Origin of the sequence: Streptomyces yaizuensis (genome assembly GCF_034961445.1) — a bacterium.
Classification (GTDB): domain Bacteria; phylum Actinomycetota; class Actinomycetes; order Streptomycetales; family Streptomycetaceae; genus Streptomyces; species Streptomyces yaizuensis.
On record NZ_BSBI01000004.1, the window covers coordinates 622,156 to 644,927 of the forward strand.

Annotated in this window: 14 protein-coding genes and 4 pseudogenes; 7 read left to right on the top strand and 11 right to left on the bottom strand. The window is 72.6% G+C overall.

All coding sequences use genetic code 11. From position 1 onward, the window contains the following. Positions 1-57: 57 nt before the first annotated feature. The gene (locus SYYSPA8_RS13555) at positions 58-768 is read right to left on the bottom strand and encodes a PLAT/LH2 domain-containing protein (protein ID WP_323447352.1); all 711 of its coding nucleotides are present in this window, start codon (positions 766-768) and stop codon (positions 58-60) included. A gap of 162 nt (positions 769-930) precedes the next feature. After that, the gene (locus tag SYYSPA8_RS13560) at positions 931-1,062 is read right to left on the bottom strand and encodes a hypothetical protein (RefSeq protein WP_323447353.1); all 132 of its coding nucleotides are present in this window, start codon (positions 1,060-1,062) and stop codon (positions 931-933) included. A gap of 39 nt (positions 1,063-1,101) precedes the next feature. Here SYYSPA8_RS13560 and SYYSPA8_RS13565 point away from each other — a divergent pair, with 39 nt between their 5' ends. Next, positions 1,102-5,046 (top strand): nSTAND1 domain-containing NTPase, encoded by a 3,945-nt coding sequence (locus SYYSPA8_RS13565; protein ID WP_323447354.1) that lies wholly within the window; start codon positions 1,102-1,104, stop codon positions 5,044-5,046. 27 nt (positions 5,047-5,073) lie between these two features. On the opposite strand, the gene SYYSPA8_RS13570 is transcribed toward SYYSPA8_RS13565, so the two are convergent. After that, positions 5,074-6,513: an erythromycin esterase family protein gene (locus tag SYYSPA8_RS13570; protein WP_323447355.1), complete on the bottom strand. Its 1,440-nt coding sequence runs from the start codon at positions 6,511-6,513 to the stop codon at positions 5,074-5,076. A gap of 540 nt (positions 6,514-7,053) precedes the next feature. Here SYYSPA8_RS13570 and SYYSPA8_RS13575 point away from each other — a divergent pair. Then, complete coding sequence (locus SYYSPA8_RS13575) at positions 7,054-7,791, top strand: DUF6193 family natural product biosynthesis protein (RefSeq protein ID WP_323447356.1); 738 nt, start codon at positions 7,054-7,056, stop codon at positions 7,789-7,791. 286 nt (positions 7,792-8,077) lie between these two features. Here the strand turns inward: SYYSPA8_RS13575 and SYYSPA8_RS13580 are convergent. The 4 genes and pseudogenes from SYYSPA8_RS13580 to SYYSPA8_RS13595 all read right to left on the bottom strand — a co-directional run bounded on the left by SYYSPA8_RS13580 (position 8,078) and on the right by SYYSPA8_RS13595 (position 10,716). Next, positions 8,078-8,943 (bottom strand): annotated as a pseudogene (locus tag SYYSPA8_RS13580) (GyrI-like domain-containing protein). After that, positions 8,928-9,788 carry a phytanoyl-CoA dioxygenase family protein gene (locus tag SYYSPA8_RS13585; protein WP_323447357.1) on the bottom strand — a complete coding sequence of 287 codons (861 nt, stop codon included), beginning with the start codon at positions 9,786-9,788 and terminating at the stop codon, positions 8,928-8,930. Before SYYSPA8_RS13585 ends, SYYSPA8_RS13580 begins: the two are co-directional and overlap by 16 nt. 30 nt (positions 9,789-9,818) lie before the next feature. Then, positions 9,819-10,019 (bottom strand): annotated as a pseudogene (locus SYYSPA8_RS38360) (hypothetical protein); the annotation flags it as partial. A 250-nt stretch (positions 10,020-10,269) separates the two neighbouring features. After that, entirely contained in the window at positions 10,270-10,716 is a 447-nt protein-coding gene (locus tag SYYSPA8_RS13595) for a DUF1772 domain-containing protein (protein WP_323447359.1), read from the bottom strand. Positions 10,717-10,807: 91 nt separating this feature from the next. Here SYYSPA8_RS13595 and SYYSPA8_RS13600 point away from each other — a divergent pair, with 91 nt between their 5' ends. Continuing rightward, the gene (locus SYYSPA8_RS13600) at positions 10,808-11,386 is read left to right on the top strand and encodes a TetR/AcrR family transcriptional regulator (protein ID WP_323447360.1); all 579 of its coding nucleotides are present in this window, start codon (positions 10,808-10,810) and stop codon (positions 11,384-11,386) included. Positions 11,387-11,700: 314 nt separating this feature from the next. On the opposite strand, the gene SYYSPA8_RS13605 is transcribed toward SYYSPA8_RS13600, so the two are convergent. Beyond that, positions 11,701-12,654: an endonuclease/exonuclease/phosphatase family protein gene (locus SYYSPA8_RS13605; RefSeq protein ID WP_323447361.1), complete on the bottom strand. Its 954-nt coding sequence runs from the start codon at positions 12,652-12,654 to the stop codon at positions 11,701-11,703. Positions 12,655-13,798: 1,144 nt separating this feature from the next. Between SYYSPA8_RS13605 and SYYSPA8_RS38490 the strand changes: the two are divergent. The 4 genes and pseudogenes from SYYSPA8_RS38490 to SYYSPA8_RS13625 form a co-directional block, all read left to right on the top strand. Further along, positions 13,799-14,884 (top strand): annotated as a pseudogene (locus SYYSPA8_RS38490) (nSTAND1 domain-containing NTPase); the annotation flags it as partial. 112 nt (positions 14,885-14,996) lie between these two features. Continuing rightward, positions 14,997-15,095 (top strand): annotated as a pseudogene (locus tag SYYSPA8_RS38495) (nSTAND1 domain-containing NTPase); the annotation flags it as partial. A 564-nt stretch (positions 15,096-15,659) separates the two neighbouring features. Next, entirely contained in the window at positions 15,660-17,084 is a 1,425-nt protein-coding gene (locus SYYSPA8_RS38500; RefSeq protein ID WP_323447362.1) for a WD40 repeat domain-containing protein, read from the top strand. A 288-nt stretch (positions 17,085-17,372) separates the two neighbouring features. Next, complete coding sequence (locus SYYSPA8_RS13625) at positions 17,373-17,828, top strand: hypothetical protein (protein ID WP_323447363.1); 456 nt, start codon at positions 17,373-17,375, stop codon at positions 17,826-17,828. Between the two features lie 157 nt (positions 17,829-17,985). On the opposite strand, the gene SYYSPA8_RS13630 is transcribed toward SYYSPA8_RS13625, so the two are convergent. The 3 genes from SYYSPA8_RS13630 to SYYSPA8_RS13640 form a co-directional block, all read right to left on the bottom strand. Beyond that, positions 17,986-19,911, bottom strand: a complete 1,926-nt coding sequence (locus tag SYYSPA8_RS13630) for a hypothetical protein (protein ID WP_323447364.1) — start codon at positions 19,909-19,911, stop codon at positions 17,986-17,988. Between the two features lie 144 nt (positions 19,912-20,055). Then, on the bottom strand, positions 20,056-20,847 hold the full coding sequence (locus SYYSPA8_RS13635) for a DUF2785 domain-containing protein (RefSeq protein WP_323447365.1): 792 nt from the start codon (positions 20,845-20,847) through the stop codon (positions 20,056-20,058). A gap of 267 nt (positions 20,848-21,114) precedes the next feature. Continuing rightward, a complete protein-coding gene (locus tag SYYSPA8_RS13640; RefSeq protein WP_323447366.1) occupies positions 21,115-22,650 on the bottom strand; it encodes an FG-GAP repeat protein in 1,536 nt (511 codons plus the stop codon). Positions 22,651-22,772: the final 122 nt, after the last annotated feature.

Sequence of the window (22,772 nt, forward strand, 5' to 3'; positions counted from 1 at the left end):
CCCGGCATCCGCGACGGCGTTCCGGCCCTTCTCCGATCCCTCCTGCTCGCAGAGGTGTCAGCCGGAGCTGCTGGGGCTGATGGTGGCGGTGAGGTGGTCGTCCTCAAGCCAGTTGTTGTAGTTGAAGGTCCACCAGTGGCCGGTCGCATTGTCGGTGATCTTGACGTTTCCGAGGTACCAGCCGGAGGCGCTGCCCGATCCGTCGGATTCCACATAGATTTTGCTGAGGGCGCCCAGCTCGGCGAGTTTCAGGGTGAACGTGCTGGTGGTGTCCTGCTCGAAGTCGTTGTCGGAGCTGTCGAGGAGGTGGCGTCCGCTGTCGCCCAGGGCGGCGTAGACGGTCAGGTAGACGTCCGAGTTGGTGCCGGCGTTGTGGACGTCGCCGGTGTAGACGGCCACCGCGTAGGAGGCGGCACGGCCGGGGGCGGGCATGAGCGCGGTGACGTTGTTGTTGATCCAGTCGCTGTAGTCGAAGTCGTACTGCTTGCCGGTCGTGTTGTCGGTCACATGGACCTTGGTGACATACATCTCCGAGGCCGACGCGCCGCCCTGATGCCACATCTGGAGGTAGTTCAGGTCTCCGACCGAGGAGACGCCGGACAGGTTGAACTCGTAGGTTCCGCCCTCCTCGAAGTCATTGCCCAGGTTGTCGAGCTTCTGCTGGTCCGTGCTCGTGCCATTGACCCCGGCGAGCTTGATGTACACGTCCGCGTCGGTCCCCGCCCCGTTCACGGTTCCGATCGTGACCTTCACGTTGTAGCCCGGCAACTCGGCCTCCCTCACTCATCGCCGCATACGGTGTGCGGCCATCGGTGATGTCATCAGCTGCTCGGGACGGCGGCAAGAACACCCCGGCACGGCACCGCGACGGGTGTGACCACGGAGGCAGCCACACAGTAGAGGGGCGGGTCGATTGTCCCGATTCAGGCTTTACAGTGCTCCGCGGACCGGGTCGATCCAGGACACCCGGTCGTGGACGTCGCCCGGTTCGAACTCGGTGACCGTCTTGAGGGTGGTCAGGGCCCGTTCCGGCCTGAGGACGTCCCGTCGTACCGTGTCCACGAGTTGATCGAATGTGGTGCGACACGGGGGTGTTGGCGGGTGGCGGGTCGTCGTGAGGTGCCGGTGGATCCGCAGGACGGCCCGGTGGCGGAGTTCGCGTACGGGCTGCGGAAGCTGAGAACGGAAGCCGGCGGACCCACGTACCGGGAACTCGCCCGTACCGCCGGCTACTCCGTGAGCACGCTGGCGCAGGCCGCGGCCGGCCGGGACCTGCCCAGCCTGAAGGTCGCGCTCGCCTACGCCCGGGCCTGCGGGGGCGACGCCGGCGAGTGGGAGGCCCGCTGGCGCTCGGCCGCGGCGGCCGTCCGGGAGTGTGCGGCCGACGCGGTGGAGGAGGCGGCGCCGTACCGGGGCCTGGCCCGTTACGAGACCTCGGACAGCGGTGCGTTCTTCGGCCGGGACCGCGTCACCGGCGATGTCCTCGGCCTGCTCGCCCGGCGGCGGCTGGCCATGGTCTTCGGCCCGTCGGGGAGCGGGAAGACCTCGCTGCTGCGGGCCGCCGTGATCCCCGCCCTCAGGGGGGAGAGCACCCGGCCCCGGCCGGAAGCCGGAGCACTCAGGGAAGCCGAGGCAGTCAGGCAACCCAGGGAACCCAAGGCACCCAAAACACTCAAGGCACCCAGGGCGCTCAAGGGCATCAGAATCCTCACACCGGGTGACCGCCCGGCCCGTACCCACGGCCACCTCCTCCTCCCCGTCGGTGACGAACTCACCGGCGACGAACTCACCGGCGCCGGACGAGCCCGGGCCGGATCAGCCGGCGCCGGACGAGCCGGGGCCGGACCCGCCGGGGACACCCTGGTGATCGTGGACCAGTTCGAGGAGATCTTCACCCTCTGCCAGGACCCCGAAGAACGCGACGCCTTCATCCGGCTCCTGCTCACCGCCCGTGAACCCGCCTCGCGGCTGCGCGTGCTGTGCGCGGTCCGCGCCGACTTCTACCGGCACTGCGCCGAGCACCCCGACCTCGCCGAAGCCCTGCGCGACGCCCATCTCCCCCTCCCGCCCATGACCCCGGCGGAACTCCGCGAGACCATCGTCCGACCGGCCGCCACCGCCGGTCTCCTGGTCGAACGCGAGCTGACCGCCCGCCTGGTCGACACCGTCACCGGACGCCCCGGCGCCCTCCCACTCCTCTCCCACGCGCTGCTGGAGACCTGGCACCGCCGCCGGGGCCGGGTGCTGACCGTCGCCGGATACGAGGAGGCCGGCGGTCTCGACGGCGCGGTGGCCCGTACGGCGGAGGACCTCCACAGCGCCCTCGCGCCCGCCCGGCAGGAGGCCCTGCGGCATCTGCTGCTGCGGCTGGTCGCCCCGGGCGCGGACGGCGTCCCCGACACCCGCCGCCCCCTCACCGGCGGTGAACTCGACGCCCTCACCGCGTCCGCCGACGACCGGAACAGCGTCGAACTCCTGGTCCGGGCCCGGCTGGCGACCCTGGACGACGGATGTCTGGAACTGGCCCACGAGGCCCTGCTCACCGCCTGGCCCCGGCTGCGGGGCTGGATCGACGAGGCGCGCGACCGGCTGCGGGTGCACCGGGCGCTGACCGACGCCGCCCACGCGTGGGCCGCTCTGGACCGGGACCCGGGTGCCCTGTACCGGGGCACCCGGCTGGCCTCGGCCGAGGAACACCTCGCTCCCGGCCGCCTCACCCACCTCGAACGCGCTTTCCTCGCGGCCGGTGTCCGCGCCCGCGCCGACGAACAGCGTGCCGCCGCCCGTACGGCACGGAGGGTGACACGCGCCCGGGGGGTCCTCGCGGTGGGCGCGGTCCTCGCGCTGCTGGCCGGTGCGCTCGTCTGGGAGCAGGACCGGGCCCGGGACCGTGAGCGGGTACGGGACGAGGCCCGCCGCGTGGCCTCCCTCGCCGACAGCCTCCGCGCCAGCGACCCCACCACCAGCATGCGGCTCGCCCTCGCCTCGCACACGGTCGCGGATCTGCCCGAGACCCGCGCGGCCCTGATGACGGCCGCCACCCAGAAGGAAGAAGGGTTCTTCACCGACCCCGACCCGGGTGCCGACCCCGAGGCGCGCTACCTGCTGACCCGTGACGGCGAGACCCTGGTCAGGATCGGTGCCCGGCAGATCGTGACCTGGGACGTCGACAGCCACCGCCGTACCGGCATCTATCCCGGGGTGGGCGGGCTGGCCCGCCGCTCGCCGGGCATCGACGACGGCCGGCTGGTGGTTCTGGCGGGCGCCCCCGAGCTGACGTTGTGGGATGTCAGGGCCGGGCGGATCCGGGGAGAGGTCGAAGGGAGCTACGGGGGACAGCTGGGGGCCGGCGGCCGGACCGTCCTGGCCCAGGTCACGGACGGAGGGCGCGAGCTGTTCCGGCTCCGCGCCGTGGACTCCCCGAGGACGCTCTGGCAGACGGCACCCGCCGGAGGGTTCGACAGTGCGGCCGTGGCGGTCAGCCCCGACGACCGGCTGGTGGCGGTCTGTGAGGACGGACGGGGGATCCGGCTCTGGGACGTTCGCGCCGGGCGCCCGCTGCCCGCGCCCTGGGCCCCCCGCTCGGCGCGGTACACCTGCGGGCCGAAGAGCCTGAGCTTCACCGCCGACGGCGGCAGGCTGATCCACCGGCACCCCGACGCCATGCGGATCTGGGACCTCGCCACCGGACGGATGATCGCGAAGAACGGACAGCCGGGGACGAGAAGGCTCCAGGTGAGCGAGGACGGCCGCTACGTCGTGGGCACGGGCGAGAGCGAGATCCTGGTGTGGCGGAGCGCGGACCAGGACGAACCGGATATGCGCTATCCGCTGCGCGGCGAGAGCCCGGAGGAGCTGAGGATCGACCCGGACAAGCGTCAGGTGCGCTACCTCACGGGCCGGAGCGTACGCACCCTCAGCCTCGACGGCGTCGTCGCCCCCGGGCCGGACCGGCCGTACGAACAGAGACTCCTCAGCCCGGACGGCCGTACGCTCGCCTCCGCCCGGCTCACCCGGGCACCGGGCCGGCTGCGGTTCCGTCTCTCCGCAACCCCCGCGACCGCCGGAACCCCCGCGACCGTCGAAACCCCCGCGACCGTCGGAAGCGGGGGCGGCGGAGCCCGCGCCGACCGGACGGAACCCTGCCCGCCGGTCGGCCCGGCACCCGCGAACTGCCCGATCGCGATGGCCTTCAACGCGGACGGACGTTTCTTCGCCTACGGGACGCAGAGCCTTCGCTCGGGCCGTACGACGGAGACGTTCGTGGTCGTCGACGTCCGCACCCGCCGCACCACCGCGACGATCCGCAGAACGGTCGAGGGCCTCGCGCCGGCGCTCAGCGTGCGCGGCCTCGCCTTCGTACCGGGCAGGTCCTCCCTGCTGGTGTCCCGGGAGCGGGCCGAGCGAGCGCCGGCCGAGGAGTGGGACCTGACCACCCGCAGACCGATCAGGTCCCACCCCGGTTTGGCAGGCGACCTGTATCCGAGCCGCGACGGGCGGTTCGTCATGAGTGTCACCGGCAGTCGGCTCGACCTCGGCTCCGGCATGGTGACGCACACCCCCCTCACCCATGAGAACACCACGACCCTCGCCCACAGCCCCGACGGACGGTATCTCGCGTCGGGGGACGGGGCGGGCCGGGTGACCCTCTGGGACGCGTCGACCCACCGGCGCCGGGCCGTCCTCCCCACCCGCGCCGGTGAATCCTCCGGGGCCGTCCGGGAACTCGCCTTCTCCCCGGACGGCCGCACCCTGGCCGCCGCCCAGTCGGCCGACACCGTACTCCTCTGGGACCTGGACTCCTTCCGACAGCTCGGGGTCCCGCTCTCCAGCGGACACGACATCGCCTCGCTGGCCTTCGGGCCCGGATCGGACACCCTCCGTATCGCTCACGGCGGAGGGTCCGTCAGGACGTATCCGCTCGCGCCCCGGCGGCTGACCGTCCGGGTGTGCGCCCGGGTCGGGACCGGACTGACCGGGGAGGAGTGGCGGACGCACCTTCCCGACATCCCCTACCGGCCCGGCTGTCCGACACCTGACGACTGAGCCGCATGGGCGTTCCGGCCCAGGGCGTCACGGCGTGCGCGGCACGGCCTCCCGTACGTCGTGGAGATGGATCAGAACGTCGAAGGAGCGGCCGAGCGCCAGATCCTGGAGCGGGTAGTCGTCGCCGAACATCGTGCCGATGCTACGGGTGGGGCGAGCCGTGTCCAGCCAGCTGCGGGCGGCGGGGGCGGCGGCGCGCAGATCGACGTAGAAGTCGCGGTGGCGGACCCGGTCGAGAGTGTGCTCGTTGGTGCCGGGGGCGGCGTTGCCGACGGTGAACTTCCTCCACTCGCCGCCGATGGCGGTGTCCTTGGAAAGGAAGGAGCCCCGGTCGAAGGTCATACCGATGGGCAGGTACTTCCGGCCCAGCGCGTCACGGAGGAAGGACCCCTGGGTCTTCGGGTACATCGCGGCGGTCCCGGCGATGAGACCGAGGTGGTCGTTGTGCGCGGAGACCAGCATCTTGTGGCCGGTGCGCTTCTGCCACCACAGGATGTTCCGGGCCATGACCCGGTCACGGAAACGCTGGAAGTCGGGCAGGGTGGCGGAGTCATTGACGTTCACGGTCAGGAACCTGGTGGTCTCCGCGACGGAACGGGCGTTCTGCACGGCCCAGTCGTGCGCCTCCCGGTTCCGATCCCTATCCCGATCCCGATCCCTATCCCGGTCCTGGTCCCGGCCACCCGCCGCGCCGATCAGGTCGAGTGCGCGCTGTGCCTGGTCGGCGAGGCGCTGGCGCTCGGCGAGCGGCCTGTTGAGATAGTCGAAGACGTCGTCGAGGGGGCGCAGCCCGGCGTACAGCGCGTCGATACGGGGGGCCAGCGCGGGATGGTGCCGGTGGACGTAGTCGGTGATCCGTCCGAAGAACTCGTCGGTGATGGCGGGGCCGCCGAGGTCGTTGCCGACGAAGTGGACGGTGTCCGTGGGGTTGCGGCGGTTGTGCTCACGCATCCACTCGATGAGGTGGACGAACTCCTCACGGTCCCAGGGGGAGTTGGCGAGGGTCTCCTTGGCGATCTGTCGCGCGTCACCGTCGCCTGTCTGGAGATAGTCATTGATCTTCAGTCCGGCGGGCCAGCTGAACTCCAGCGAGAAGGCGCGGAACCCCTTCTCCCGGACGAGATGGCGGAAGAGCCGCTCCTTCATGGTGAAGAACTCGTGGGAGCCGTGGGTGGCCTCGCCCAGCCCGACGACCTCGGCACCGCCGATCATCGCGCCGAGCGCCCGCAGATCGGCGCTCTTCCCGCCGGGTTCGGTGGAGCGCAGCGGGTGGGCGATCCGGTCCAGCGCGCGGACCACGGGGTCCTGGGTCCGGGTGGGGCTCTGCGCCGTCCCGTCCGCGACCGGGGTCTGCCGGGCGGCCGGGGCCGCCTGCGCCGCCACGGGGGCGAGGACCGCGCCCATCGCGATCGCCGTCGTGGCGAGCAGTGCCCTGCGGCCGATGCGCCGATGGTGATGCCTGGTCATGCTGGTGAACTCCTTCGGTTTGTCTCTCCGACGACCTGAGAAGATCCTCACCTGCGACGAGTCGGTGACGCAGTGGGCGCAGCCTCCGTCCTTCCAGGGGGCTGCCCCCCGGTACTCCAGTACTGCCGGAGGACCCATCCGCTGCCCTCGTCGGCCGAGCGCGTCGTCGTCGGTGGCCGCTTCGGCTGGTGTCCGGTGCCGCCCGCGCCGGCGGACACGGGTTGTGCGGTGATCATCTGCTCCGGGGGGCTCGCACGGCCGGCGTTCTCGGACGGGTGCGCCCGTCCCGGCCGCCGGAGCGGCCACCGGAGCGGGGCGGGTCGCCCCGGGTGATCCATCCGGTCACGGTCATGGGTACGGGTGGGGACTGACCGGTCCGGGCCGACCGGCGCCGGTGCCCGTCGGTCCGGGCCGACCGGCGCCGCGCGCCCGCGGGGAGGGGACTCCGCGCCCACCCACCCTGTCGCCTCGGAAGGCCATCGGCCATCGCCCACCAGCTGTTGGCCGGTGACAGAAGCGGCTCGGGCACAATCGGGGATTGTGCCCACCTCTCCTGACCCCGCTGCCCTGTACCCCGAGATCGCGGCCTTCGGCAGTCTCGCCGCCGCGCTCCGAGCCGCGGCGGAGGGCTGCCTCGGCGCCGTCCCCGTCACCTCCCCGGACTCCGGCCCCCTGATCGCCGCGACCGTCGCCAGTACGGTGCCGCACCGCGAGCCGCTGCGGATCAGCGCGTACCGGTACGAGCGGCGCTGGTCCATCCGGGGCACGGAACCGTTCCAGCGGATGGCCCTCGTCGACGGCGACACCGACGATCTCGCGGAGGTCGCCAGGGCGGCGCGGGCGTGGCACGACGGCACGGCCCTCGACGACATCCGCCGGGCAGCGCCCTTCACCCACCTGACGGGCCGGTACGAGATTCCCGACCACGATCCCGTACGCCTGGTCGCATCCGAGTGGCGACATCTGCGCCAGGAGGCGGGCGAACTCGACTACTCCTGGCAGCCGGCGTACCGGGCCCTCATCGAGGCCGCGTACACGGAGCCGGCGCTACGCGCCCTCTACCCGTTCACGAGCCACTGGTCGCTGCGCTTCTCCACCGCCACCCGCCCGTCCCTGGCCATCGTCGGGCCGTGCCTGACCGCGTACGGCGAGGGCACCTACGGGGTCGCGTCCCTCATGGCGGGGGAACCCGACCGGTTCGCCACCGCCCGCGAGGCGGTGGCGGCGGCCGTGCGCCGGCTGCCGCCCGGTCTCGGCCCGGTCACACTCGGCGGCTGACCCCACGGCGCGCACGGCGTGGCAGCGGATCCGTGCCGGCCCCCCCCCGTCCGCCGGGGCCGCTTCCTCCGTTCTCGGTGGACACGGCGCGGCTCCGGGCGAGCGGTCCACCTACGTCCGGGCCGGAGCAGCGGCGGACATCGCTCACGCCCGGCTTCTTGTCGACAACGCGGAGGGCGCCGCCGAGGCCCTCGCTCCCGTGGGGGGACGGGGGGACGTGCCCGCCGACCAGCGCAACACCGGCATGGTCATGCGCACCGCGCCCGCATCGCCCGCTTCGAGTGGCTCAGCAGTGCTCGGGCTCCACGGCCAGCCACAGTTCGGCGTCGACCTCCGTCTTCTGCGGCGACAGGCGGGTGCGCAGGATCTCAGGGCCGGTGCGGGTGCGGTACGGGTTCGACGGGAACCACTCGGTGAACACGTCCCGCCACAGCTCCTGGATGGTCTGCGGCGCCGGCCCGGAGGTGGTGAAGACCGCCCATGCGCCGGCCGGGACCGCCAACGCGGTCGTGCCCTCAAGGGCGACCGCGGAGGTGATCACGCCGTGGTGGTAGTCGAGGACAGTGCCCTCGGCCCGGCTGGGGTCCATGCCGTCGCAGACCGCTACGATGCCGTGCGGCTCCTGGTCCGACAGCTTCTCCAGGCGCTCCAGCGTCTGCGGATCGATCCCACGGACAAAGTCCATGATCGCCTGGTTTGGCCCCGCATGCACCAGCGGTACCCGGGTCTTGAGCCCGACGACGGTGAAGTCCGCCTTGTCCACAACGCGGTATCGCATACTGCTGCTCCCCTCGACGGTGAGGCGGAAGGCCATCCGGGACTGGGAGGTGAGTGCGGCGCCGGTACGCCGGGCCTCGCCGGGTCCGATGCCGTGCAGGGCACGGAACGCTCGCGCGAACGCCTCGCCGGAGCCGTAGCCGTAGCGCACAGCGATCTCCAGCAACGTCCACGTCCCGCGAGTACCTCGGCGCCCGCGAGGGTGAGCCGGCGGCGCCGGACGTACTCCAGCAGGGGCATTCCCGCGAGCGCGGAGAACATCCGGCGCAGGTGGTGCTCCGATGTGGCGGCAATGCGTGCCAGTTCCTTCACGTCAAGGTCCTGGTCGAGATGCCCCTCGATGTGCTCCATGGCCTGGTTCAGCCTCTCCAGCATGCCCGGCCTCCTTTCCCTTTGCCTTTTCCCTTCTCATGGGCGCTGCGGTCGGTGTTGTCTCCGTCCGGACCGGGAGTGTCCTGTCCCAGACCCCGGCGGATCGCCATCTCCACGGGAGAGTACGCGCCGTCGGCCCGCTCCAGTTCGTACGGCGCTGCCGGCATCAGCGGCGGCTGCGCCATGAAGCGCGGCCGCACCCCATGGTGCGGTTGCGCCGCGTGCACCAGGAACGGATGGCACAGGAAGACGTCGCCCGGGGACCCGGTCGCAAGGGCGAGCGGCCGGTGGTCGGACGCCGCCACCAGATCGGGTGCGAGGGTCGGCCCGCTCGCCCCGTCCTCCCCGTACTTCTCCAACACCTTCGGCACGTCAAGGTGCGAGCCGACCCGGATCCGGGTCGGGGCGTCCTCCTCACCGACCTCGCTGAACAGGAACAGCATCAGCAGCGCCCGGCCCTGGGAGCGCACATTGGTGAAGTACCAGCTCTCGCCCTCCGGCAAAAAGCTCCCCTCGATGTGCCAGCCCGCGTCGTCCGGCTCCTCCTGGTGCGGAAAGCGCAGCGGGAACGTACCCAGCGAGTAGCGCGGCTCCCAGCGTCCCGCGCCGACGAGCAGGTCGTACGCGTGGTGCAGCGACGGGGAGTTGGGAGCGGCGGCAAACGGCCCCTGCGCCATGCCGCCCACCCAGTGCACGGGCTGTGTCCACGTCGACGGGTCGTCCGGGTCGCAGCCCGTCTCCCGCCACAGCAGCCGTGCACAGTCTGCGGCCACGCGCGGCGCGACGGCGCCCTCCAGCTTCACGAAACCGTCGCGGAGGAAACGGGCAACCAAGGTCGTGTCATCCATGTCCCCATCGTGCGGCGATACCTGCCCCGGTCACCCGACATTCTCCGCACCGCCTTTGTCGGGTGAACACCGGAGCGCGGTCAGGCGGCGCGCGCCGCCCAGCCGACCATGACGCTCTGGGGCGTCCGGGTCGCGCAGCGGGCGCAGGGTACCGGCGGCCGCAGTCGAGGCGGCGAAGCTGGAGCGGCCGAGCAGGTTCAGGTCGCGGTGCTGGAGTGGGGAGAGCCGAGCGCGATTCGGCCGCCACCACGGGTGGTCCACCGGTGTCTTGGAGCGGCCCTCGTCGTACGAGGCGAACGGGTTGTCGATGCCGACGCGCGGGACGGCACGCGGCGGCTGGTTCGACGGTGCGGATCTGCTGCGTTTGCCCGTGCTCACGATGGTCTCCGGCCGCGATCGCTGTCGGCCGGCGGCAGCGAGGTCCTTGGCCAGGGCCCGTACGTCGTCGGCCGTGGCGGTCTCGTACGGGAGGGCCGCAGACTCAGGCGAGGGCGGCGACCAGCAGGGTGAAGGCGGCGATGATGATGGCGACGCGGACGTAGTGGAAGCGTTCCCAGCGGTTCATCTGCTCCTTCCAGTCGGCGGGCAGGCCGTCGGCGGTCCATGTCTTGACCCGGTTGTTGGTCGGGACAAGCAGCAGGAGCGACATGACCACGCTGAGCATCAGAAGCGCGGCGGCGGCGACGACGAGTCCGGCGCCGTCCGAGCGCCATCCGGCGACGGCCCACACCGCGCTGAGCGCGAGCGAGCCGATGTACCAGAACGGCATCACGGCACCGAGCATCCGGGCCCCGTGCGTGCGACCGCGCAGACCGTTGTCGCCGGGCAGGCCGTCGAGGATCGGGTTGATGATGAAGGCGACGGAGAACTCCACCCCCACCATCAGGCCAACGACCACGGTGGTGAGGACCTCAAGTGCGTTGAGCATGGCGATCCCTCCTGGATTCTAGCGCCGCTAGAGAACAGGGCAACGCTAGTGCTGTCGCCGCTTGACTGTCTAGCAATGCTAGGGTCACATCATGTCGGTACAGGAACGCAAGGAGCGCGAACGCGCGGACCGCGAACGCCTCATCGTGGCGACGGCCCGTGAACTCGCCGAGCAGCAGGGCTGGGACGCGGTCACCACCCGCCGGCTCGCCGAGCGCATCGAGTACAGCCAGCCCGTCCTCTACAGCCACTTCCGCGGCAAGCGCGAGATTGTCGGCGCCGTCGCCCTCCTGGGTGCCGCCGAGATGGCCACGACGCTGCGGACCGCGTCCTCGGCCGCGGACGGCCCGCGCGCCCGTGTCACCGCCCTCGCCCGCTCCTACCTCGGCTTCGCCGAGCGCAATCCGGCGGTCTACGACGCGATGTTCCGGCTCGACGGCGGCCTGGTGTTCGCAGCCGAGGACACCCCGGAGCCCCTGAAGGACGCCTTCGCCGCCATGCTGGAGAGCCTCGGCGAGGCCGCCGGGAACAGCGTCCACCCGGCGCTGTTCACCGAGGTGTTCTGGGCGGCCCTGCACGGGCTGGCGACCCTGACCCGGGCGGGACGACTGCCACCGGGGGATGCCGAGAAGAGGGTGGAGCTGCTGGTGAGCCGGCTTGCCATGATGTGATGCCGGGCGACGTGCGGCACCTGCTCCAGGTCTTCCGCGACCAGGGTGCCCACCACCTCGGGCTCCTCAGGCTGTGATTGCTTCTTCGCCAACAACCCCTGACATTGGCCGGATTGTGCCCTGCCGACCGTCCTCACCCGCAGATCCCGGGTGAGTTCACCGGTGATGTACGCGAGGGCGTCGCCGCGTGGCGGGAAGGCCCGCAACAGGAGGGGCACCGCGGGCACACACGACCCGGGAGCCGGCGCACCAGCGCCCCGCTACGGGCGGGCGTCGCGCACTACCGGACGTCGAGTCCAGGCCGGCCGGTCATGTCAGCGTTCCCATGCTGCGGCGCTGCGCAGGAGGTGGTGGTCCGACATGCCGGGGGTGCAGGCGGCCGCGTCGCCCCGCACGGTCTGGAACCAGGCGTGGTCGAGGAAGATGTAGTCGATTTTCCCGGGTTCGGTGACCCGGGGCGAGCACACGGGTTCGGCGGTGGCCTCGCCGCTGCGGCAGCGGTCGCCGGACTGCGGGCAGTCGGTCCCGGTGAAGTGGGACTTGTCGTTCTCGTCGGCTTCCTGGAAGATCCCGGTGCCGCCGCTGTGGTGGTAGAGGGGGTCCAGGCGGCGGTCCTTCGGCGGCATGTTGAAGTCCCCCGCCAGTACCACGGCGTCACCCTGGTTCGCGAAGCCGCGGGTGACGGCCGCCACCTGCGCGGCCTGGGCGCGGGGGTTGTCCCCCCGGTAGTCCAGGTGGGTGTTGCAGGCGCGCACGTCCCGCCCGGTCACCCGGGTTCGCGCGCACAGCAGGATCCGCTGCTCGCCGGCCGAGGGTCTGTCGAGGAAGGTGACGGTCCGGCTGCCGTTGTCGATGGTGCCCGGGCCGCCCCTCGCGAAGACGGCCAGTCCGTACCGGGTGTCCGGTCCCCACTTCGCGCACCCCGGCGTCGAGCCCAGTGAAGCGCCCCAGACCGAGTCGTACGAGGGTCCGCCGGAGGAGCGGTTCCCGAGCGCGTCCCGCAGCAGTGTCCACTGTCCGTGGCACAGCTCCTGAAGCATGAGCAGATCGGTGTCCCAGGCGTCCGTCGCGCCGATCACCTTGTCGCGCCAGGCGGGCTTCGAACCCTGGTGGATACTGCACGACGCGCCGCAGACGTTGTAGGACAGGAACCTCGGCCTGGGCCAGTTCACCGGATCAGGGACATCGGCCCGTACCGGACCCGCCGCGAAGAGCAGGCCGACGGGGAGGAGTACCGCAAGGAGCATCCTGCCGAGAGAACGCATCATGAACGAGCCCCTGCCCTTCCTGGTCGTGGAGAACGGGCTGCGGGCCGGCAACCGGACCTGCGCTTCGGAGACCGTAGGCCCGGTGCGCCGCCCGCGCAATACGGGCCCGGCCAACCCGCGGTCATGGTCACCCCGGAACCGGGCATGCGCGCACATCGGCGTCGCAGCGCCCGGCTGCGGCCACGCAGGCCAGGCCGGTGCGGGCAGACCGGCGGTGGTCGTACGACGCCCTTGGCACTCCTCGCCCGGTCCGGACACGCGAGCACCGGGCGGCGGTCCCTCGGGCGGAGGTCCGCCACCCGATACCGGGAGCCGGTCTGTTCGGCGGTGGGCCCCGCGCTGTGCGTGCAACGTGCGATCGGGGCCGCCCAACGGATCGGCGGCGGGTGACCCGGGACTGCGCCCGGATCACCTTGTTTCCCCTGCCGCGCCTCGGTCCGCAGGTGCTGCCCGGACCCGCGCTCCACCGTTCTGTGTTCTGGCGTTCTGGTGTTCGCGGCCGAGTCTTCGGCTCCCGGGTTTGATACGCCCCCCCGGGCTCTGCGGGTCCTTCGCCGCGCAGCCCACGGTGAGCAGCGCGACGCGGGCCAGGGTCGAGGGGGCGACGGGCGGCCGCCGGCACTGCGGCGGCGTCGAGCAGGCGTTGGCCGGGGTGAAGACACGACTCGCCGGGCCCGGGGCGCCCCTGGGCAGGCGGCCAGGTACCTGCCGGAACGTCCTCGGCCGCCGTGCTACGAGGGCTTTCGCGTACGGGCCGTTCCGCGCCGGCAGGTCCATCCGGTACGCAAGCCCGGTCGGGTCGCGGCGGCCGGGGACGCTGAGGGGGCGGGTAGCGCAGCGGGCGGCGGTGTCCCGGGCGCCGGGTCCGGCGCCTCGAATCCGGCTGGCCGGGCATTGTGGGGAAGGTCTGGTCCGTGCTTTCCCCACAATGCCCGGCGGCGGTTCGATGGAGTCTCCGCGGTTCGATGGAGTCGACGGGAACAGGCGCCCGGGGTTGACGTACGGGCATGGCTCGGGGATGGGGTGGGGTGTGATGGCGGGTCGCCGGGAGCGTCCGCTGGATCCGGAGGCGGGTCCGGTGGAACGGTTCGCCCACGAATTGCGGCAGTTACGCACAGCAGCGGGGGGTCCGACGTACCGGGCGATGGCCGTCCGCGCGGGCTACTCGGCAAGCACCCTAGCCGCCGCCGCGCGGGGCGACGAACTGCCCTCGCTCCCCCTGGTCCTCGCCTATGTGACGGTCTGCGGAGGGGATCCGGCCGCGTGGGAGGCCCGCTGGCACGAGACCGCCCGTGTGATCGAGGAGAGGACGGTCCGGGTCGTCGACGACGCCGCGGCCCGTCAGGCCCCGTACCGGGGGCTGGCCCGCTTCGAGCCCGCCGACCGCGACCTCTTCTTCGGCCGTGAGGAACTCCTCGACCGCCTCGTCGAACTCGTCACCGCCCACCGGGTGGTGATCCTCGCAGGGGCCTCCGGCAGCGGCAAATCCTCCCTCCTCCGAGCGGGACTGATCCCGGCACTCCAGGACCCCGGGAACACCCCGGTGCCCTGCACGGCGATCAGGATCGTCACACCTGGCCCCCGCCCGGCCGCCACACACGCCCAGGCCCTCACCCCCGCCGACCTCCGGGAGACCGAGCCGGGGAGCGCCGCCGGAACCGAAGCAGCCCCCGGTGGTGCCGGCGGCCCCGGGAGGCGGATCCCGGCCCGGGACACGGTCGTGGTGGTCGACCAGTTCGAGGAGGTCTTCACCCTCTGCCAGGACCCGGAAGAACGCGCCCGTTTCCTCGACCAGCTGCTCGCGGCCCGCGAACCGGACAGCGGACTGCGCGTGGTGATCGCCGTGCGCGCCGACTTCTACGGCCACTGCACCGAGCACCCCGCCCTGGTCGGCATCCTGCGCACCGCACACCTCGCCCTTGGCCCGATGAATTCGGCTGAGCTGCGCCAGGCGGTGGTCGGCCCGGCACGTGCGGCCGGTCTGATCGTGGAACGGGAGCTGACCGCGCGGATCGTGGCAGAGACGACCGCGGAGCCCGGCGGACTGCCGCTGATGTCGCACGCGCTGCTGGAGGTCTGGCGACGGCGCCGCGGCCGTACCCTCACCCTCGCCGCCTACGACGCCGTCGGCGGCATCCACGGCGCCGTCGCCGACACCGCCGAACACACCTACACGCGGCTCACCCCGGAGCAGGCCGTCCACGCCCGCCGCATCCTTCTGAGACTGATCACCCCCGGCCAGGGCGCCCAGGACACCCGCCGCCCCGCACCCCGCACCGAACTCGAAGCCGGTACCCGGCGAGGCCCCGGCTGTCCTCGAACATCTTGCCCGTGCCCGGCTGATCACTCTCGACGACAGCACCGCCGACCTCGCCCACGAAGCCCTCATCACCGCCTGGCCCCGCCTGCGCACCTGGATCGACGAGGAACGCGCCCGCCTCCTCGTCCACCGCCGCCTCACCGCGGACGCCGCCACCTGGACCGAACTCGACCGGGACCCCGGCGCCCTCTACCGCGGCACCCGCCTCGCCACCGCCCGGGAAGCCTTCCCCACACCCCACCACGACCTCACCCCCACCGAACGCACCTTCCTCACCACCGCCACCACCGCCCAGGACGAGGAAGAGAAGGCCCGGGCCCGCACCACCCGCCGACTGCGCCGCTCCGCCACCGCCCTCGCCGTCCTTCTCGTCCTCGCGCTACTGGCGGGAGCGACCGCCTGGCAGCAGAACCGCACCAGCACCCGCCAACGCGACAAAGCGGTCACAGCCCAGCGCCTCGCGCTCTCCCGACAGCTCGCGGCCGAGTCGGTATCCCTGCTGCAAAGTCACCCTGACGCCGCATCCCTGCTGGCCATCCACGCCTACCGAACGGCCCCCACCGACGAGGCGGTCAGCAGCCTGTACCGCGCCGCCGAGCTTCCCCTCAGGTCGCAGCATCGACCGGAACTGACGATCACGACGATCGAGCGGCCGGGATCCACCGACCAACGGGAGCACGCTGAAATGCTCTCAGCAGGGCGTGCCGTCGCGTTCAGCCCCGATGCCCGGACAGCGGCATTCGCGACCGACAGCCGGACCACCTTTCTCACCGGCATGGTCAGCGGTGAGACAACGGTGGAGCACCCCGGGGGGCGGGAGAGCGAACTGGCGCTGGCCCTGGACTTCAGCCCCGACGGCCGGACCCTCGCGAGCAGCTTCGGCACCGCGGTGCGGCTGCGGGAAGCCCACTCGGGCCGGCTCCGTACCACCCTGACGGGCCACCGGGGCAGGGTGATCGCTCTGGCACACAGCGCGGACGGCCGACTCCTCGCAGCCGGGGACACCCACGGCGAAATCCGTCTGTGGGACATCCGCACCGGCCGAGCCCACAGGACCCTGCGAGGACATTCGGACGAGATCGGCACACTGGCCTTCAACTCCACCGGCACCCTCGCGAGCAGCGGCGAGGACGGCACCGTACGCCTGTGGAACACCACGACCGGCGCTCACCGGATCCTCACCCGCACCGCCGCACGCATCGACCGGTCGGCCCGTGCGGAAGACGATCTCGAACCGCTGGTGCACGCGTCCCCGGTGGGCTTCAGCCCCGACGGGAGGACCGCCGCCGTCAGCCACGAGAACGGGACGGTGGGCCTGTGGGACACCCGCACCCGTCAACTGCGCCGCACTCTGGGCGCGCAGAGCGGGCGGGCGCACTGGGCGGTGTTCAGTCCGGACGGGAAGACGCTGGCGACCACCAGCGACCAGGCCACCGTCATACATCTGTGGGACGTGGCCGGCGGCACGGTCCGCGCCACCCTCACCGGCCATCCCTCCCGCATCACGGAGCTGGCGTTCAGCCAGGACAGCGGCGTGCTCTTCACCGCCGACGGGGGCGGTATCCGCCAGTGGGACGTGAGGGACCCCCTCCGCCACTCCATCCCCATCCGTCCTCGGGGCGACGCCACCTCCATGATCTTCACCCGCGACGGGAAGACCCTCCTCACGAGCGACAGCACCGGAGCGGACCCCGGGAAGGGACTCACCCCTCTCACCAACCCCGAGGGGACCGTACGTCTGTGGGATCTGTCCGCCCGCCGCCTGCGCCTCACCATCACCGGCACCACCGGCGCCTTCGCCCTCAGCCCGGACCACAGGACGATCGCCCTGATCGAACGGGACGGCACCATCACATTCAGGGACATGAGCACGGGACACATCCGCCTCACCCTTCCCTCCGGCCGGCCCCACTCACGTCCCCGCACCCTCGCCTTCAGCCCCGACGGCACCACCTTCGCCACCCGCAGCAACGACGGCATGATGCAGTTCTGGGACACCGATCTTCTCGGCACAGCAGCGGCCATCGACCGCCTCTGCCGCGCCGTCGGCAACGCCCCGGTGGAGGGATTCCGTTCCACGCTGCTCAGCCCATGCCCCACAGACGACTGACGCCCACACCCCGCACAGGCCGGCCCGGCCACAGCGAACACGGGAGGGGCCGGGCCGGCCTCCTCGCGAACGCTCTTCTCCCGGGGCCCGCGACGCCTAGACTGGACCAACCCGTCCACGTCCAGGAGGAGGTATCCGGTGGTACTCCCGATCGGCCCGTCCGCGACGAGGCCCCGCCCGCCGGACTGGCCACCCAGGACACCGCCGCCGCCGAAGAACCCACCGCCGCCACCCGGCCCGCCGCCCCTCCCGCCAGCAGCTGCCCACGGTGCACGGGGGCGCCGCCTCATGGCCAACCGCCCCGGAGCGGCCTGGACACTGGAGTCCCGCCCCTGGAGCGCCCGGAAGGCGGCCGGCCTGGTCGACCGGCGACTCGCCCAGTGGGGCATGCAAGGCCCCGGCACGACAGCCGAGCTGGTGACACTGCTCGTCGCCACCGCAGTGGCCGACGGGGGTCGGCGGATCAGCCTGCACCTCGCGGAACAGAACGGTACGGCCCTCGTCCTCGCCCTCAGCCACCAGCCGGACCCGCCACCCCTGGACGACACCACCCTCACCCGGCTGCGCGCCCTCGGAGCGCTGAGCTGCGGGACCGAGACGACGACGGACGGAAGGACCGTCTGGGCGGTCGTCGCCCTCACGCCCGAGAACCGTCCGCCGGACACGGACCGCGGGTTCCCCAAGCCACCGACGGCCAACCACCAGAACGGGGCCCCGCGCCGCGGGACCCGGGCCGACGGCTGATCGACCTCGAACGTCTCGGGGATCCGGGTCCAAGCCACCCTCGACGCCGTGACCACGCCCAGGGGGACCACCTGACCGTCAAGGAAAAAGAACTGCGTCAGGGCTGCCCGTGAACATGTGACCCGCTCGCCCGGCACAGGCGGGGGAGCGCCGGAGTTCAGCTTCGGACTGCGGCGGCCGCAGCAGCCAGGATGCGGTGCAGGACGGGGATCGGGATCGCCGGGTTGGCGACCGCCGTGCGTGCCGTGGCGCGGTCGTGCAGCAGCCCGGCAAGGACGCGGGCCGGCAGCCGCGGATGACGTATCGCGGTCCCGCGAACATGGTCCACCGGGTCGTTCAGCAGCCGCACCGCGTCGGCCGGTGACAGCCGGGGGTCCTCGGCCGCGCGGTGGCGCACCTCTGCTTCGGGGTCGCGGGCGAGACGCGCGACGTCCGCAGGCGTGGACTCGGGATCGTCCAGGGCCAGACGGCGCATCCGCCCGGCGGGATCTCCGACGTAGCGCAGCAGGCCCGTGCGGGGGAAATGGGGGTGGCTGCGGGGGCGGCCGGGGTGACTGAGGCTGCCGTCCCACCAGCGCCAGACCTCCAGCAGCATCTCGGCCGGCGCGTCGTCGCACGACTCGGCGAGGAACAGGCGTACCGTCCGGTCCTCGTCCCCGGCCAGACGCTCCACGACGTCCGGTGGAAGACGCCGGGCACGGGCCACGCTGCGGCGGATGAGCGGATGGGACGATACGGCCAGGCGGCGCATGGCGTCGGCGTCGCCGTGCAGGCCCTCGACCCAGGGCACGGTACGCGACATCGCCGCCGGGTCGAAGGCGTAGCGCACCGCGGCGCGCTGCTCCTCGGTGAGGTCGGGGCGCAGCGCCACCACCGAGCGGATGTCGTCGTCGGGGTCCTGTGCCAGGACGGCGACACTGGGCGCGCCGAGCCGCGGGTTGGCGGCCAGCGCCCGGCGCACCTCCGCATCCCCGCTCCTGACCAGCTCCGCCTCCAACCCTGGGGCGAGACGGCACTGTTCGAGCGCGCGCCGGGGATCGCGCAACGCGGTGAAGACCTCGCGAGACATGGGGACGCCGGCGTGATGGGCGAGCAGCGCCGCCGTTCGCACCGCGTCGTCGGTGTCGGCCAGCAGCCGCTCCCGCAGCGGCGTGGCGAGATCGTCCCACCGGGCGCAGCCGGCCGCCCGCACCAGGGGATCGGCGTCGTTCACGAGGCCGGGGAGACGGTGGGCGGGGAGCCCGGGCAGTGCGGCGGCCTGGGCGCGGGCCGGGCCGGCGAGGAGGTCGTCGTACAGGTCCGCGGGGAGTTCGACACCCTGGGCGCAGGCGCACTCGGCCCAGAGCACGCGCCGGCTCGGCGACGGTTCGGCGCGGGTCAGGCGTATCCACTGGGCGGACGTGAGCTTGGGCCGGAAGGTGTCGGCGGGACTCGACCGTACCTGCGGATCGGGGTGCGCCACGGCGGCGTCGAGGACGGCGGGCCGGTCGCAGCTGTCCAGGAAGCCCTCCGCCACGTCCAGCAGCCGGATCAGCAGCTCGTCCGGTGCGGCGGGATTGGACCCGATCCCCTCAGCCCAGTGCCTGGGCCATGCCGGCCGGCCGGGTACCGCCGCCCACACCTCGGCGCGTTCGGCCGCTGTCTCGCGGCCCGCGGCTGCCGCGGCCTCCTCCAGCCGTTCCGGCAGTCGGTCGAGGGCCGTCACCCGGGGCCCGTCGGCGCCGGGCACCTCCGCCAGCAGGACCTGCCCGTCGAGGGAGAGCGCCACGAACCCGGGGTTGCCGGTCAGCCGCGGCACACCGCCGCCGCTGGAGCGGACCCGGGTCCACCAGGAGTCGTTGCCGCCGATCCGGTGCCCGAGGACGGCCACCAGAAACTCTCCGTCGGCATCCGCGAGACGGCGCCACCACTCGGCGTCGAGCGCTTCCCTCGCCGCGCCGCCTGCCGCGCCGTCCGGCGCGGCGATCCCCCGGGCGATACGCCAGCCGGCCTCCGGCGGGAACAGGCTGCCCGGGCGCAGGTCCCGGACGACGGTCAGTCCGGCGCGCACCAGCAGGGTGTGGAGTTCCTCTCGGCGTTGCACGCGTTCATGATTCCCATCGGTTCGTGAGAGGACAAGGCCCTCGGCCCAGGCACGGCCGACCTGTTGCCGGGGCAGGAAGCAGCAGCCGGGCGAAGGGAACGAGCCCGGCGTCGGTCAGAGGTTCGGTGAGACGGTCCGCCGGGGTCAGCGTCTGACGATCCGGTCGAGGACCGTGGCAATGCCGGACTTGATCGCGTCGCGGTGGGGGAGGGGTTCCGCGGGCAGTTCACTGGTGGGGCGTACGCCCCGGTCGGCGAGGATGTAGAGCAGGCGCAGGGTGCGCAGGCAGTTGCTGATGTGGGCGGGCACAGGGGTGCTGATGCGGTCGGCTCCGAAGCGGTCGGCGATGGGATCGAGCCAGCCGACGGCGTCGCGTTCGCTCAGGTCGGTGCGGGTGAGGACGCGCGCGATCGCCCGGGCCAGGCGGTCGTCCTCCAATTGGTCGTAGACGTGGTCGGTGGGCGCCGTCAGCCGCGCGGCGGCAAGGTCCAGCATCCGCACCGGCGCCACGTCAGGGTGGCGGCCGAAGCCGGCGAGCAGGTCCGCGCCGTGTGCCACCGCGTGCAGCCAGCCGAGGGTCTCGTCGTGACCGCGCAGATCCCGCTCGGCCGGGTACCAGCGCTCGAACGCGTCGACCCAGCCGGCTCTGAAGTCCCCCGCGTCCACCAGCATGCCCAGCACGAGGGGCGCGAAGGTGCGGGCCTCGACCCGCGGGTCGGTGAACCGGGCGGCCATCCGGTCCCCCAGTTCCAGCCGCTGTGGCGTCTCGATCGTGCCGCGGGCGATCCAGGTCGCGAGGACGGTGTAGGGCGCGCCGTCCCGGACCAGCGGATCGGGATCCGCCAGCGCACGGGACAGCTCCCGGACGAGGTCGTCCATGGGCCGGTCGGAGGGCACGGCGCAGTCGGCGGCCTCGACGCTCTTCCAGTCGATCATGACGGGCAGGATAGGTCCTCGCTGTCGCCGTACGCCCGCGCATGGTGTCCGGGCATCCGCTTCAACCCATCAACTGCGGTTCAAAATCGGGTAGTTCCGGCAATGGGGCATTGCTCTGCCCGCCCAAGCCGAGCAGGGTCAGGAGCAGGCGGACCACGCGGCGGTGGACCGGTGGGCTCGCCTGTTCAGCTTCCCCAGGACCTGCCGACGGAACGCGAACGGCCCCGTCGGCGGTCGTGGCACACCGAGGTCGTCGATCCGTTCGGCTCACCGCCCGAAGGTGCGGCCCAGCTCGCTGCCCGGCGCGGCGACGGCGCCGAGCGTGCCGTTGCCGAAGGTGACCGAACCGCTCGCGGTGATCCCCGTCCGCGTCGCCCGGAACACCCAGAGCGCCCCCGCGCGTTCGTTCTCGCCGGTCGCCGCGGTGATCAGCTCCGCGCGGCGGTCGCCGTCCAGGTCCAGCAGCCGGGTGTTCGCGCCGAAGCGGTCGAACCGCTCGGAGGCGCCCGGCACACCCGGCGTGCTCTGGCTGAACAGCCGGGCCCCGGCGCCGGTCAGCCCCTTCGCCGAGCCCCGGAGGGTGACCACGGCCCCGGCACCGTCCAGGCCGTCCACGTCCTTGCCGACGATCCCGGCGGAGACGTCCTCGTACCCGTCGCCGTCGATGTCCGCGACCGAGATGCCGGAGCCGAAGTAGTCGCCGTGGACCGCGGCTCCGGGAATGCCCGGGCTGTCCTGGTTGAGCTGCGTCGCCTTCGTGCCCTGCGCGCCCTGCGCGGAGCCGGGCACCACGGTGACCATGCCGCCCTTCGCCCTCGGGAGGTCGAGGTCGCTGTCGTAGCCGTCCCGGCGGCCCATGACGATGTCCGCGAACCGGTCCCCGTTCACATCGCCCATGTCGAGGTTGTCCCCGCCCGGCACGTTCAGGCCGTTCGTGCCTGTGATCACCCGGTGGCCGGGGCCGGCGCCCCGCGGGCCGCCCTTCCACACCACCAGATGGCGGGAGTCGGGCTCGTCGGTGTGATGGCGCAGGCCGACCAGGTCGGCACGGCCGTCACGGTCGATGTCCCCGGTGGCGAGACCGGTGATGAAGTAGGTGCCGTTCTCCAGGTGGGCGCGACCGGACCGGCTCCCGTCGCGCCCGAAGGGACCGGACAGCGCCACCACGGCGCCCCCGCCCTCGGCGGTGGCGAGATCGTGGTCGCCGTCCCCGTCGAAGTCGCCGACCGCCAGGTGCTTCCCGGCGCCGAGATGCGGCCCCGGGCCCACCATCAGCGTCGCGGAGCCCGCGAGACCCTTGCGCCCACCCCAGATCACGACGACCGTGCCGGCCTCGGGGCCGATCGAGCCGATGTCCTCGCCCGGGGTGCCGACGATCAGATCCGTGTAGCCGTCCCGGTCGAGATCGCCGGTGGCGAGGGCCTCGCCGAAGCCGTCCCCGGTCTCGGCCCCGCCCGGGACACCCGGCAGGTCCTGGTGGAAGAGCTGCCGCCGCTGGTACGGGGCCCCGGACTTTGACCCGTACAGAACGGAGACATGGCCCGCCCGCACGACACCGTTCACCGTGCCGGAGGGCGCGGCGACGGCGATGTCGCGATAGCCGTCGCCGTCGAAGTCGTCCGGCTTCGTCTGTGGCTTCGGCTTCGGCTTCGGGTTCGCCTGCGCCGTGGGCGCCGCGCCCGGCGGGACGGCGGCCGGGCGGTCGGCACCCCCGGCGGCGAGGGCCGGGGGCGCGGCGAGGGACAGGACGGCCGTGACAGCGGCGGCGAGCACCGGGCCACGGGTCGGGCGGAAGGAGGTCATAGCTGTCCTTCGGGAGCACGGCTCTGGACGAGCGGACGGACGGTGGGTCGATACGGCGGCACGTCGGTGGCGCCCGCGGGGCGGTGAAGCGGAGCGGACGTGCGGCGGGGCACGCCGGTGTA

Bases quoted from the DNA above. Each gene is read 5' to 3' on its own strand.
- SYYSPA8_RS13570 (WP_323447355.1), bottom strand. From the start codon at position 6,513: ATGACCAGGCATCACCATCGGCGCATCGGCCGCAGGGCACTGCTCGCC.
- SYYSPA8_RS13585 (WP_323447357.1), bottom strand. From the start codon at position 9,788: ATGGATGACACGACCTTGGTTGCCCGTTTCCTCCGCGACGGTTTCGTG.
- SYYSPA8_RS13595 (WP_323447359.1), bottom strand. From the start codon at position 10,716: ATGCTCAACGCACTTGAGGTCCTCACCACCGTGGTCGTTGGCCTGATG.
- SYYSPA8_RS13600 (WP_323447360.1), top strand. From the start codon at position 10,808: ATGTCGGTACAGGAACGCAAGGAGCGCGAACGCGCGGACCGCGAACGC.
- SYYSPA8_RS13605 (WP_323447361.1), bottom strand. From the start codon at position 12,654: ATGATGCGTTCTCTCGGCAGGATGCTCCTTGCGGTACTCCTCCCCGTC.
- SYYSPA8_RS38500 (WP_323447362.1), top strand. From the start codon at position 15,660: ATGCTCTCAGCAGGGCGTGCCGTCGCGTTCAGCCCCGATGCCCGGACA.
- SYYSPA8_RS13625 (WP_323447363.1), top strand. From the start codon at position 17,373: ATGGCCAACCGCCCCGGAGCGGCCTGGACACTGGAGTCCCGCCCCTGG.
- SYYSPA8_RS13635 (WP_323447365.1), bottom strand. From the start codon at position 20,847: ATGATCGACTGGAAGAGCGTCGAGGCCGCCGACTGCGCCGTGCCCTCC.
- SYYSPA8_RS13640 (WP_323447366.1), bottom strand. From the start codon at position 22,650: ATGACCTCCTTCCGCCCGACCCGTGGCCCGGTGCTCGCCGCCGCTGTC.